Annotated in this window: 12 protein-coding genes; 2 read left to right on the plus strand and 10 right to left on the minus strand. The window is 62.7% G+C overall.

Annotated features, from left to right (window positions below):
• Window positions 1–169: 169 nt before the first annotated feature.
• From msrQ to clpB, 3 genes are all read right to left on the minus strand, one after another.
• The gene (gene msrQ / locus PAF18_RS12175) at window positions 170–790 is read right to left on the minus strand and encodes a protein-methionine-sulfoxide reductase heme-binding subunit MsrQ (protein WP_271115977.1); all 621 of its coding nucleotides are present in this window, start codon (window positions 788–790) and stop codon (window positions 170–172) included.
• Entirely contained in the window at window positions 790–1,698 is a 909-nt protein-coding gene (msrP, locus tag PAF18_RS12180; RefSeq protein WP_271115978.1) for a protein-methionine-sulfoxide reductase catalytic subunit MsrP, read from the minus strand. The genes msrQ and msrP overlap by 1 nt, the downstream gene beginning before the upstream one ends.
• 152 nt (window positions 1,699–1,850) lie before the next feature.
• On the minus strand, window positions 1,851–4,490 hold the full coding sequence (gene clpB, locus PAF18_RS12185) for an ATP-dependent chaperone ClpB (protein WP_271115979.1): 2,640 nt from the start codon (window positions 4,488–4,490) through the stop codon (window positions 1,851–1,853).
• Window positions 4,491–4,623: 133 nt separating this feature from the next.
• Between clpB and PAF18_RS12190 the strand changes: the two genes are divergently transcribed.
• Complete coding sequence (locus tag PAF18_RS12190; RefSeq protein ID WP_271115980.1) at window positions 4,624–5,637, plus strand: endonuclease/exonuclease/phosphatase family protein; 1,014 nt, start codon at window positions 4,624–4,626, stop codon at window positions 5,635–5,637.
• Between the two features lie 2 nt (window positions 5,638–5,639).
• On the opposite strand, the gene PAF18_RS12195 is transcribed toward PAF18_RS12190, so the two are convergent.
• From PAF18_RS12195 to PAF18_RS12205, 3 genes are read right to left on the minus strand one after another with little or no spacing between them, the layout of a single operon-like run.
• A complete protein-coding gene (locus PAF18_RS12195; protein WP_271115981.1) occupies window positions 5,640–5,882 on the minus strand; it encodes a hypothetical protein in 243 nt (80 codons plus the stop codon).
• A 41-nt stretch (window positions 5,883–5,923) separates the two neighbouring features.
• A complete protein-coding gene (locus PAF18_RS12200; RefSeq protein WP_271118124.1) occupies window positions 5,924–6,193 on the minus strand; it encodes an NfeD family protein in 270 nt (89 codons plus the stop codon).
• A complete protein-coding gene (locus PAF18_RS12205; protein WP_271115982.1) occupies window positions 6,193–7,086 on the minus strand; it encodes an SPFH domain-containing protein in 894 nt (297 codons plus the stop codon). Before PAF18_RS12205 ends, PAF18_RS12200 begins: the two co-directional genes overlap by 1 nt.
• A gap of 84 nt (window positions 7,087–7,170) precedes the next feature.
• On the opposite strand from PAF18_RS12205, the gene pyrF reads away from it, so the two are divergent.
• Complete coding sequence (gene pyrF / locus PAF18_RS12210; RefSeq protein WP_271115983.1) at window positions 7,171–7,857, plus strand: orotidine-5'-phosphate decarboxylase; 687 nt, start codon at window positions 7,171–7,173, stop codon at window positions 7,855–7,857.
• 10 nt (window positions 7,858–7,867) lie between these two features.
• Here the strand turns inward: pyrF and PAF18_RS12215 are convergent, their stop codons facing one another.
• The 4 genes from PAF18_RS12215 to PAF18_RS12230 all read right to left on the minus strand — a co-directional run bounded on the left by PAF18_RS12215 (window position 7,868) and on the right by PAF18_RS12230 (window position 13,091).
• On the minus strand, window positions 7,868–9,157 hold the full coding sequence (locus tag PAF18_RS12215) for a TRAP transporter large permease (RefSeq protein ID WP_271115984.1): 1,290 nt from the start codon (window positions 9,155–9,157) through the stop codon (window positions 7,868–7,870).
• A gap of 7 nt (window positions 9,158–9,164) precedes the next feature.
• Window positions 9,165–9,665 carry a TRAP transporter small permease gene (locus PAF18_RS12220; RefSeq protein ID WP_271115985.1) on the minus strand — a complete coding sequence of 167 codons (501 nt, stop codon included), beginning with the start codon at window positions 9,663–9,665 and terminating at the stop codon, window positions 9,165–9,167.
• A 73-nt stretch (window positions 9,666–9,738) separates the two neighbouring features.
• Window positions 9,739–10,764, minus strand: coding sequence for a TRAP transporter substrate-binding protein (locus PAF18_RS12225; protein ID WP_271115986.1), 1,026 nt, complete (start codon window positions 10,762–10,764; stop codon window positions 9,739–9,741).
• 29 nt (window positions 10,765–10,793) lie between these two features.
• The gene (locus PAF18_RS12230) at window positions 10,794–13,091 is read right to left on the minus strand and encodes a cytochrome P450/oxidoreductase (RefSeq protein ID WP_271115987.1); all 2,298 of its coding nucleotides are present in this window, start codon (window positions 13,089–13,091) and stop codon (window positions 10,794–10,796) included.
• Between the last annotated feature and the right edge of the window lie 25 nt (window positions 13,092–13,116).

Below are 13,116 nucleotides of genomic sequence, written 5' to 3' on the forward strand. Positions count from 1 at the left end.
GATCTATCTAGCGACCGGTTCCGAAAACGTCAAGAAACTTTCTCAACTTTTTTGGCCTGGCTGCCTGAGCCCCGCCCGATCCAGCGTCGCCGCCGTTTCGGTGAGGCGGTGTCTACGGGTCGTGACCGGCAGGCGCAAGCGGCTTATACGGAAAATTTCCAGAAAATTTCTAACCTATTGTTTTTTCGCGTATATTTCCAAGAAACCGTACCATCGGCGGCAGGCGCAGGGCGAGCAGGACGAGAATCGCCCCGGTGCAGAACAGCGGCCAACCTTCAAGCAGCTTCAGCGCCCATAGCCAGTGCAGACTGGCCAGAATCGCCGCGGCATAGATGAATTTGTGCAGCTTCTGCCAGTTTTTGCCCATCCGGCGAATCGATGCGCGATTGGACGTTACCGCGAGGGCGAACAGAATCAGGATCGCCATCATGCCGAAAAGCAGATAGGGGCGCTTCACCACATCCTGCAGCATCTGGGACCAAAGCAGCCCCATATCGAACACCGCCCATGCAGCCAGGTGCAGCACCGCATAGCTGAAGCAGGTCAGTCCAAGAGCACGCCGCAGATGAACGGCATTGATTCTGAAAGCGCGCCGGATCGGGGTGATCGCAAGTGTGCCGATCAGGAAATACAGTGCCGTCCGCCCAAGCCGATGTTCGATGTCGCGGACCGGATCAACGCCAAGATTGCCGACGAAAACATCGAAGACCAGCAGCGCAAGCGGGATCGACCCCGCGATCCACACCGCCCATTCGGGAACGCGTCGCAGCAGAGAATTGAGCTGTTGCATCAATAATTCTGCGCCAGATCCATGCCGGCATACAGATCCGCGACATGCTCGCCATAGCCGTTGAACATCAGCGTCTCCTGCCGACCGCCAAGAAGTCCGGCGCCAATGACACGCTCGGTCGCCTGGCTCCAGCGGGGGTGATCCACTTCAGGGTTCACATTCGCATAGAAGCCATATTCGCGCGGTTGCAGGGTCTGCCAGCTTGTGGCCGGCTGGGTGTCTGTCAATGTTATCTTGACGATCGACTTGATCGACTTGAAGCCGTATTTCCACGGCACCACCAGCCGGATCGGCGCGCCGTTCTGATTGGGCATGGGCTTGTCATATAACCCCGTCGCCAGGATCGTCAGCGGATGCATGGCCTCATCCAGCCGCAGCCCCTCGTGATAGGGCCAGTCGATGCCGCCGCCGCGCTGCGCTCGCATCTCTTCGGGGCGATACAGCGTCTCGAAACGCACGAATTTCGCGCCGGGCTGTACGCCGGCCTTGTCAAGCACACCGGCCAGCGGAACGCCGAGCCATGGAATCACCATCGACCAGGCCTCGACGCATCGCAGACGGTAGATGCGTTCTTCAAGCGCGTTTTCGGGTGCCAGATCTTCGACGCCATAGCTGCCGGGACGCTCAACCAGGCCACCGATCTCGACCGACCAGGGATCGGTGGTCATCGCATCGGCGTAGCGCGCCGGATCTTCCTTGCCGAAGCCGAACTCATAGAAATTATTGTAGTTGGTAATCTCTTCGAAGCTGTTCGGCTCCGCATCTGTCGAAAAGCGCGAGGGCGCGCCGCTGAGAGCAAGCGCCGGACCCGCCGAGAGCGCCGCCGCGCCCGCAGCGGCACCAGCCATGAAGCTGCGCCGGTTCAGCCAGATTGCTTCGGGTGTGACATCTGACCAGCTGAGTTTCATGGCGCGCTCCTGCGTTCGGGGTGACGTGATCGGTTTATCTGTTAGCAAGGCTACGTTTCAGCCGCCCGAAAAGTTACCTCACAATTTCGTGGATCGCCGTATTTCCTGAAAAAACGCCCTCGCCGGGTCAGGCGAGGGCGTCCCTCCGCGTCTCAGTGCAGCGTGGCATCCTTCGGGCCTTCGCCCACCGCGCCAAGCTTGTGTCCGGCGGTGCCGACATGATCACCGACCAGCAACCCGTCTTCATTGGCGCTGACGGGCACGGTCTGGCCATCCAGGACCTCGCCCGAAAGCAGCATCTCGGCCAGCGGATCCTGCAGTGCCCGCTGTATCACCCGTTTGAGCGGCCGTGCCCCGAAGACGGGATCATAGCCCTCATCAGCCAGCCAGCTCATCGCCTTGTCATCCAGATCCAGCGTGATCTTGCGCGCGGCAAGCCGCTGCTCGAGCAGCCAGAGCTGAATCTTTACGATGCCGTCCATGTTTTCACGCGTAAGTCTGCGGAATATGATCATCTCGTCGAGACGGTTCAGGAACTCGGGCCGGAAATGCGCCCGGACCGCCTCCATCACCTCTTGCCGCGCCTGCGTGGAATCGGCGTCATCGGGCAGGTTCGACAGCGACTGGCTGCCGAGATTCGACGTCAACACGATCAGCGTGTTCTTGAAATCGACCTTGCGGCCCTGCCCGTCGGTCAGCTGACCGTCATCCAGCACCTGTAGCAGCACATTGAACACATCGGGATGCGCCTTTTCGACCTCGTCAAACAGGATCACCGAATAGGGCCTGCGCCGAACGGCCTCGGTCAGCGCCCCGCCTTCGTCATAGCCTACATATCCGGGAGGCGCGCCGATCAGACGGGCGACCGAATGCTTCTCCATATATTCCGACATGTCGATGCGGATCATCGCGTTCTCGTCGTCGAACATATACTCGGCGATGGCCTTGGTCAGCTCGGTCTTGCCGACACCGGTCGGGCCGAGGAAGAGGAACGACCCGAGCGGGCGGCTTTCCTCGTTCAGCCCCGCACGCGCACGGCGGACCGAGCGGGCAATGGCGGTCACCGCCTCGTCCTGCCCGATCACACGCTGAGACAGGATCTCTTCCATCTTCAGCAGCTTCTCGCGCTCGCCCTCCAGCATCTTGCTGGTCGGGATGCCGGTCCAGCGTTCGACAACTTCGGCGATTTGCTCGGGACGGACGGCTTCCTCGACCATGACCCCATCGGCGCTTTCATCGCCTTCCGCATCGCTAAGCTGCTTCTCCAACCCAGGGATGATGCCATAGGACAGCTCGCCCGCGCGGGCGAGATTGCCCTCGCGCTTGGCCTGATCCAGCTCGGCACGGGCGCGGTCGAGCTGTTCCTTGAGCCCACGCGCACCTTCCAGCTTGTCGCGTTCGGCCTGCCAGCGCGCAGTCATCGCCTTGGACCGGTCGGTCAGATCGCCAAGTTCTTTCTCAAGCCGTTCAAGCCGATCCTTGCTGGCCGCATCGTCCTCTTTCTTCAGCGCCTCGGCCTCGATCTGCATTTGCAGGATCTGCCGGTCGAGCGCATCCAGCTCCTCGGGTTTGCTGTCCACCTCCATCCGCAGACGGCTGGCGGCCTCGTCCACGAGGTCGATCGCCTTGTCGGGAAGGAAGCGGTCGGTGATATAGCGGTTCGACAGCTCGGCCGCGGCCACCAGAGCCGCGTCCGAGACGCGCACCCCGTGGTGAAGCTCATACTTCTCCTTGATGCCGCGCAGAATGCTGATCGTGTCCTCGACGGTGGGTTCCTCGACCATCACCGGCTGGAAACGACGAGCAAGCGCCGCGTCCTTCTCGATATATTTGCGATATTCGTCCAGCGTAGTGGCGCCGACGCAATGCAGCTCGCCCCGTGCGAGCGCAGGCTTGATGAGGTTCGCGGCATCCATCGCGCCGTCGGTCTTGCCAGCACCGACCAGCGTGTGCAGCTCGTCGATGAACAGCACAATCTCGCCGGCAGCGTTCTCGATTTCCTTCAGCACCGCCTTGAGACGTTCCTCGAACTCGCCGCGATATTTCGCCCCGGCAATCAGAGCACCCATATCCAGCGCCCAAAGCTGCTTGTTGCGCAGGCTTTCCGGCACGTCGCCATCGATGATGCGCAGCGCCAGCCCTTCGGCGATGGCCGTCTTGCCGACGCCCGGCTCACCGATCAGAACCGGGTTGTTCTTGGTTCGGCGGCTCAGCACCTGCATGGCGCGGCGGATTTCCTCGTCACGGCCGATGATCGGGTCGATCTTCCCCGCTTCGGCGGCTTCGGTCAGGTTGCGCGCGTATTTCGCCAGCGCCTCATAGCTGTCCTCGGCGCTCGCACTGTCAGCGGTGCGGCCCTTGCGAATATCGTTGATGGCGCTGTTCAGAGATTGCGCGTTCACCTTGCCGGCAGCCAGCGCATCCTTGGCATTGGTGTTGGCCACGGCAAGCGCGGTCAGAATCCGCTCTGCCGGAACGAAACTGTCCCCCGCTTTCTGAGCGAGCTTCTGCGCCTCATCCAGCACGCGGACCAGCGACGGGTCGACATAGACCTGCCCCTCGCCGCCCGAGACTTTGGGCAGCTTGGCAACGGCCGCATCGACAGCCTGGCGCACGGCCTTGGCATCACCACCGGATTTCGTGATCAGATTTGTTGCAAATCCCTGATCGTCATCGATCAGGGCCTTCAGCAGGTGCTCCGGCACGACACGCTGGTTTTCCTCGCGAATCGCAATGGTCTGAGCGGCCTGCATGAACCCACGCGAACGCTCGGTAAATTTTTCCATATCCATGGATATCTCTCCTTTGCAGCCCCCGCCTGTGGCGCCGCCCATTCGTGGCACGGCCCGGTGCGGGTCTTCGCCCTGTCACATGGTGATCGGGCAGGTGTGTTACAATAGCAACAGAACCCTTCAAGAGGCCCTCATGTTCCGCATCGCCACCTTCAATATGGAAAATCTGGACGAGGATCCGGCGGACGAGCCGGGCCGCCCGACATTCGCCGAACGCGCCGCCGTGCTGCGCCCTGCGCTCGAACGGCTGCGCGCCGATATTCTCTGCCTCCAGGAGGTGCACGGGCAGGAACGCCCCGGCCTTCCGCGCGATCTGCTGGCGCTGAAGGCGCTGATCTCGGGCACGCGCTATGCACGCCACCAGGTCATCTCGACCCGGCTTCGCGACGGTTCGCAGGTCTATGACAAGCGCAATCTGGTGACGCTGATCCCGCCCGATTTCCAGCTTATGGAAGCCCAGCAGGTGAATGGTGAATTCGTCCCGAACCCCTATTATCAGCGCACCGTCGCCGGGGACGCGGAGCCCAGGCGGCTGAACTGGGAACGTCCGCTGCTCTGGACCCGGATCGCCAGCCCTAACGGTGTCGAGATGCATATCCTCAACGCCCATTTCAAATCAAAGCTCGCCACGCCCGCCAGCAATCTGATGGAAGACCGCTATACATGGACGAGCGCCGCCGGATGGGCGGAGGGCTTCTTCGTATCTTCGATGAAGCGCGTCGGGGCAGCGCTTGAAGCGCGGGCGGTGATCGATTTCATCTTCGAAGCCGATCCCCGCGCGCTCATCATCGTGGCGGGCGACCTCAACGCAAACAGCGACGAGGTGCCGGTCATGGCGCTGCGCGGCCGGACCGAGGATACCGGCAATGGCAGGCTCGGCCACCGGGTAATGATGCCGCTCGAAAACAACGTGCCCGAAAGCAGCCGCTATACGCTGTTCCATCACGGACAGGGCGAGATGATCGACCATCTTCTCGCCTCACGCGGTTTCGTGCAGGCGTTTTCACATGCCGAGATCCATAACGAAATCCTGCCCGATGAATCCGTGGCCTTCGCGGGCGATGAGAAACACCCCGAATCCGATCACGCCCCGGTCGTGGCCGCCTTCCATGACGACCTGCTCAACCCACCTGTTCCGATCGCCTGACGCTATAGCCCGCCGCCGAGCGGCCTCTTGCATTGCTCGGGGCCGCTTTTCGACCGGCTGTAACCGGCGGCTTTGCAGGTATCGCAGTGAAACTCCATCAGCGCGCGGCGGTCATCGACCAGCCGCCAGCGACATTTCTTCCGGCCACGCGAAGCGCGAGACGGCCCGGTATCGCCACCAGAGCGCCCCATGCGGACCCAGATCATCGCGGCGGCAAGCACCGCGAGCGCAACCCAAAGCGCCATTATCCCGCACCTCTCACCAAAGCCGGCCCAGACGGCATCATTCAATCGTCGTTAATATCCCTGTCCCAGATCCGCACCTGCCCCTTCCGCACGCCCATCACCTTGCGCAGGATCAGCCAGATCACACCCGATAGCGCGGCGATGAGTATCAGCAGAAGCGGCAGTCCGGGGGCGAAAACGCCACTGAGCAGGACCAGTCCCATCATCGCGCAGGAAATGGCGATGCCCAGAAAGACATAGCCCGGAACCAGGAGCTCCAGCGTCGAGATGATCAGAGCGACGATGATCCATGTCCAGCCGTTCAGCCACATCACTTCGGCGCCCCGCGCAACAAGCGGAATGCGTCGCCCAACGCCTCGACTGCATTCGCGGGCAGGACCAGTGTCTGCTTTCCCTCACCCTTGCCAATCTCGGTCAGAGCCTCGACCTGCCGCATCGCGACCTGATACTGGGCCGCTTCGAGACCGCCCCTGGAAATCGCTTCTGACATGGCGCTGGTTGCGAAAGCCTCGGCCTCGGCGAGAATCCGCTTCGCCTTGGCCTGCTGCTCGGCGGCGTAAAGCTCGCCATCAGCCGCAAGTTCGACCGCGCGGCGCTTGCCCTCGGCTTCAGTGACATGGGCGCGGCGGGCGCGTTCGGCGTTCAGCTGCTGCAACATCGCCGCGCGTGTGGCGTCGTCGAGATTGACGTCAAGGATCTCGGCGCGGGTCACCTCGACACCCCAGTCATCGACCGCATTCGCGACCGATTCCTTCACCCGCTCGATCAGCTGCGCGCGGTTCGACTGAACCTGATCCAGCTCCATCATGCCGATCTCGGACCGGACGATGCCAGCAACGGTCGTGGCGATGGCGCCATCGATATCTCGGATGCGGTAAACGGTCTTTTCCGGCTCGAGAATGCGGTAAAAGACGCTGGTTTCCACCTGCACCAGAACGTTGTCGGCGGTAATCGCATCCTGACTCGACGTCGGCAGCTGCCGTTCCAGGATCGAGATCTTGTGTCGCACGCGGTCGATGAAAGGCACGATCAGATTGATTCCCGGCCCCAGCACCGAACGCAGCCGCCCGAAGCGCTCGACCACGTATTTCTCGGATTGCGGGACGATCCGCACCGCCATCAGCACCGCGACAAGGATAACGAACGCCAGCAGAAGCATTGCGGCATTCTGGCCAAGAAGCTCTGCGATCATCTGGCTTGACATGGATTTCTCCGTTAAGGCGAGGCTGGTCGCAGATTGGGCAAGCGCGGCCTTTTATGCAAGCCCGCCACCCGATGGAGAGAAAGCATGGATGACCGTTTGATCGTGGCACTGGATGTGGGCAATGCAGTGGCCGGGCTGGAGATGGCAGAGCGCATCGGCGACGCGGTGTCATTCTACAAGATCGGACTCGGGATGCTGACCGGGGGCGGACTGGCGCTCGCGCGCGAGCTCAAGGACGATCACGGCAAGCGGATCTTCCTCGACATGAAGCTGTTCGACATCAGCGCCACGGTCGAGGCCGCGGTGCGCGGTCTGGCGCAGTTCGATCTGGATTTCCTGACCGTTCATGGCGACCCTCATGTGGTTCGCGCTGCGAAAGAAGGCGCGTCGGGCTCGGATTTGAAGATCCTTGGGGTGACGGTGCTGACCTCGCTCGACCGGGGCGATCTCGATGCGGCGATGATTCAGCCCGGAGACCTTCATGATCTGACCGTGGAACGCGCCGCCCGCGCCTTCGAGGCGGGGGCCGATGGCGTCATCGCTTCGCCGCGCGAAGCGACCGCGATCCGCGCCCTGCCGCAATCGAAGGGTCGGCTGATCGTGACACCCGGAGTGCGTCCGGCGGGATCGGATCTGGGCGATCAGAAACGGGTCGAAACCCCCGCGGCGGCCATATCCGCCGGGGCAGATCATATCGTCGTGGGCCGACCCGTCTGGCAAGCTGCCGACCCGCGCGGCGCGGCACAGGCGATCATTTCCGAGCTGCCATGACCTGGCAGGGCTACAGCCCCGACCAGACCAGCCACGGAAAGATCAGCAGCAGCGCCAGCCGCAGCACATCGGCCCCGATAAAGGGCAGGATGCCGCGAATGACGGTTTCCTGCCGCAGCCCCGGCGCGGTGGCCTGAACCACGAACAGGTTCATGCCGACAGGCGGGGTGATCAGCCCGATCTCGGCCACGGTCACGACCAGCACGCCGAACCAGACCATGTCATATTCCAGCGCAATCGCCACCGGAGCCAGCAGCGGCACGGTCAGCAACACCATGGACATCGAATCCATGAAGCAGCCGAGCACGACATAGAACAGCAGGATCAGCACCATCACCATCGTGGGATGGAGGCCGGAATTACCGATCACCTCGGCCAGCATCATGGGCAGGCCTGTGGTCTCGAGGAAGAAGTTGAAGAATGCGGCCCCGATCAGGATCAGGAAGATCATTCCCGTCAGCGCAGCGGTCTCGCGCACGATCTCTCGCAGAACCGATGCGCTCAGCCCGCCCATCACGAGCGCCAGGAGAAAGGCGCCGACCGCGCCCACCGCCGCTGCTTCGGTCGGGGAGAACCAGCCAAGCTGCATTCCGCCGATCACGAGGCCGAACAAGAGCACCACCGGCCATACCCGACCAAGCAACGCCACGCGGCGTCCCCAATCGACGCGTGCGCCCGCGGGGCCGAGCGCAGGGTTGCGCCGCGTCCTGACGATCACTGCGAGCGCATAAAGAACCGTGCCAAGGATGCCCGGAATGATGGCCCCCATGAACAACGCGCCGATCGGCGTCTGTGTCAGCAGCCCAAAGATCACCAGAATGATCGAGGGCGGGATCAGCACCCCCAGCGTTCCGCCTGCCGCGACCGAGGCCGCGGCCAGACTGTCGTCGTAATCATAGCGCCGCATCTCGGGCATGGCGACACGGCCGATTGTGGCCACCGTGGCCAGGGACGAGCCGCAGATCGCGCCGAATATCGCCGAGGCGCCGACGGTGGACACGGCCAGCCCGCCGCGCCACTGGCCGACAAAGGCGTTGATGACATCGAAAAGCGAGCGCGACAGCCCGGCATGGGCGGCAAACACTCCCATCAGCACGAAAAGCGGGATGACGCTGAAGCTGTAGGGGAAGATCGATTCGAAGGGCGCGGTGGACAGCACATAGGCGGCCTGATCCAGCCCGCCGCTCAACGCGATGCCGGCAAGGCCGATGACAGCCATCGAGATCGCGACAGGAAACCCGAAGCCGATGAGGACGAGGGTGAGAATGAAGCCGGCAAGGCCGATGAATGGCATGGACATGATGAACTCAATGCGCGGCGGTTCGGGTTTGCGGCATATTTAAGACCAACCGCAGCAGCACCGGGATCAACGCCAGCACGGACGCCGCGACCCCGCCCAGAAGCGGCAGCCAGTAGAAAGCGATGGGGATGCCGAGCTGCTGTGATTTGTCTCCCAGCATGACCTGCATGCGATAGGTCGGAATGCACTCGATGAAGATCAGCACAAGAAGCACGGCAGCCGAGGCTGCGGCCAGCCCCCGCAGAAACCTGCTGACGCCGTCTGGCAGGCGCTCGATCAGGAAGTCCACCCCGACATGGGCGGCGACCGAGAACCCCCACGGGATCGACAGCCACGCCCCAGCCATGATGAAAAGCTGAACCAGATCGACCACGCCCGGCACAGGCGCGCCCATACGGCGACCGATCACATCCGCAACGCTGACCAGAGCGGCCGCGCAATAGGCCAGCACGCCGATCGCGGCCAGCAACTCGATCAGGCCGTCGATACGTCGCAAAAACGATGGCATGGGGACTCCTTCAGGGCTTCGTCTGCCGTGGCGCTGCAGGGCCGCGCCACGGCAAAGCTGAGAGCGACGAGGCTTATTCCGCCGGTTGCTGGCCTTCGAATTCGGCCACCTTGTCCTGGAACTTCTGATACAGCTCGGGCGCGTCCTCGACGCCCTCGGACTGCATCGTCGACAGATATTCGTCGATCATCGGGCCGAGCGCCTCGCGCCAGCGATCACGCTCTTCGTCCGACAGTTCAGTGATGCTGTGGCCCGCCGCTTCGGCCTCTTCGCGGCCGGCTGCATCCCATTTGTCCCACCAATCACCGAAATTGCCGACCAGGTTGTCGCCCGACGCGTCGTCGATACATTGCTGCACATTTTCGGGCAGGCTGTCATATTTGTCCTGGTTCATCACGAAGAAGAACGAGACGGTATAGGCACCCATATCCAGATGGTCGGTCAGCACCTCGTTAAGACCGAAGCTTTTCACCGGGTCCCACGGAAAGACAGTGCCGTCGATCACCTTGCGCTGGATATTCTCATACACCTCGCCCGGCGGGAGGCCCTGAGGGGTCGCGCCGAGGAAGGTCAGCATTTCGGAAACCGGCGGGGAGGGCGTGCGGATGCGAAGGCCCTGCATATCCTCCATCGTCTCGACCTTGGTGCCGTTGGTGTGCAGCAGCCCGCCATTATGCGCATGCAGCGCGAGCACCTTCAGACCATCATATTCGTCGCCCAGCTCGCCCTCGTTATAGAGCGACCAGAGGGCATGTGTGGCGGCACCCGCATCACGGGTCAGGAACGGCATTTCCACAAGCGACGTGCGGTTGAAGCGCCCGCGCGGGATGCCCGACAAGCCGTGCGCGATGTCGACGACACCGGCCAGCACCTGTTCCTGCTGCTTGGCGACATTCCCCTTTTGCGTGCCACCGGGAAAGATCTCGAAGCTGACCTCACCGCCCGAGCATTCGCTGACCTGCTTGGTCCAGGGCTCGATAAAGTCGGTATGGATGCCATGCACGGCGGGCAGGTAATGGCTGAGCGAGAGCTTTGTTTCAGCCATGGCCGGAGCCGCGGCCGCAAGCGCCAGAAGGCTGGCTGCGATGGTGGTCTTCATAGATTATGTCCTCCCAATCTGGACTGTTGTTATATCTTGAGTGTTAACTTTCCCTTACCGCGTGAGCAGCAAGTCATGATGCGGTCGCCCGCCGCCCGCTCGCTGGCTGTGAGCACGCGGTCGCGATGGTCGATCTCGCCCGCTTCGACCGCCAGTTCACAGCTACCGCAGATGCCTTCCTCGCAGTCCGAAGGGACATCGATCCCGGCGGCGCGCAATGTCTGCAACAGGCTACGGTCCTCCGGGACATGCAGGGTCAGATCGCTATCGGCGCAGCGAATATCGAAAGGCTTTCCCGAGGCGAGATCCCCTGCCGACTCATCCGTTGCGAAATGTTCGAATCGCAGGGTCAGATCGTCGCGGCGGGCCACCAGCTCGTCGAGGGCCTTCAACAGTCTCGCAGGACCGCAGGCCGCAATGAAGCTGCGTGGCGGCGCATCGCGGATGATGGCGGCGAGATCGGCGCGCGCGCCCTCCTCGCTCACATGAAGATGCAAGCGGTCGCCATGATCGGCACGGGCGCGATCCAGATGCGCCATGCGCCGCCGCGACCGCCCTGCATAGTGCAGCTCATAGTTCCGCCCCAGCGATTTCAGCCGGTCGGCCATGGCGATGATCGGGGTGATTCCGATGCCGCCGGCGATCAGGATATGCTGCGACGCGTCTTCCTCCAGCCGGAAGTGATTATGCGGGCCGCGCACGCGCAGCTGCGCGCCAGCCGCCGCATTCTTGTGCATCCAGCGAGAGCCGCCGCGGCCCTCATTCTCACGCAGCACGGCAATGCGCCAATCGCCGGTATCGGCGGGGCCGCAAAGCGAGTATTTCCGGCTCTCTCCCTCTGGCAGCACGATGTCGATATGGGCGCCAGGTGACCATGAGGGAAGCGCACCCCCTGCCGGATCGCGCAGGGTCACGCCCAGAACGCCGTCGGCCAGAGGCATGGCGTCGGCGATCTCAAGGTTGCGAGTAATCGCCTTGCGGTCCGGCGCGCCGACCGGAAAGTCCCGTCCGGCCTCGCGCAAAGACGGGTCATGTCTCTCGGGGTTCTGCGCCGGGTCCCAGCTGACATGCAGAGCCTCGGGCCCGCGCAGCGAGATATTCGGGAGATAGGTAAAGTCCTGATCGTCCAGATACAGATGCGGAATGCGCCGGGAAACCTCTTCGAGGATGATCGCCATCTCCATCCGACCGATATTCTTTCCCATGCATTGATGCGCGCCATAGCCGAAGGTCAGATGGTCGGCCGAATTGTCGCGCCAGATATTCAGCGCATCCGGGCTCTCGAAATGGCGGGGATCGTGATTGCCCGAGGCCATCACCATCAGGATCTTGCCGCCCTCAGGGATGGTCTCGCCGCCAATCTCGGCATCCCGGGTCGCCACGCGGCGCCAGGCCACCATCGAGCCGGAATGGCGCAGACATTCCTCGACCGCGGCGGGGATCAACGCGGGATCGGCACAGATCGCGTCCCATTGATGCCGGTCGCCAAGCAGCTCGCGAAAGGCGTTGGCCGAGGCAAGCGCCGTCGTCTCATGCGCCGCCACGATGATCGCCATCATCATCGAATGCAGGTAATTATCCGTCACGATCTCGGGCGCGACGCGATTCTGCCGGATCATGTCATACATCCAGCCATGCACCTCATCGCCCGCATCGACCTGCGCCGACATCCGGGCCAGCACCTCGCCGGAATAGGTCCAGAACTTCGCAACCCCTTCGGCCACCGCCACCTGCTGCCCCGGCGTGGGCTTGCCCCAGGTGTTCACCGTATGCGCGACCGAAAAGCTGCGCAGCGTCTCGATATCGTCTTCCGGCACGCCGAGGAAATGCAGCGCGACCAACAGCGGCACGTCCCACAGCATGTCCTGAACCAGATCGGATTGGCCCCGGTCGATGATATCATCAAGCCGTTCGCGCACCAATCTGCGGACCATGGGCGCATGCGCCGCCAAAGCTTCGGGCGCGAAAGCATCCAGCAGCAAACGCCGGCGGGCCATATGCGCGGGCTCGTCCTCGTTCACCAGAGTGCGGTTCATGCCGTAGCCTTCACGCTTCAGCACTTCCATCGCCTCCGGCGTGGCGGGGGTGATCTTTTCCAACGCGTTTGCGGGCGAGAAGGTGATGTTGTCGCGGAAGACGGCCTTGATGTCGTCATATCGGCTGACGACCCAATAGCCGAGCGCCTCACTGTAAAAGACCGGTTCTTCCTCGCGCGACCAGCGCAGCGCCTCTGCCGGGTCGGCCTGATAGGCGGGGCCGAACGGGTCGAAGCTGCGGGCACGTTCTGAAAACGGGCAGGATGTGCCGGATCGTTGCGTCTGCGACATGGCCTCCCCCGCTATTGTCGTTTAT

The sequence above is a fragment of the Paracoccus sediminicola genome (assembly GCF_027912835.1).
GTDB classification, from domain to species: domain Bacteria; phylum Pseudomonadota; class Alphaproteobacteria; order Rhodobacterales; family Rhodobacteraceae; genus Paracoccus; species Paracoccus sediminicola.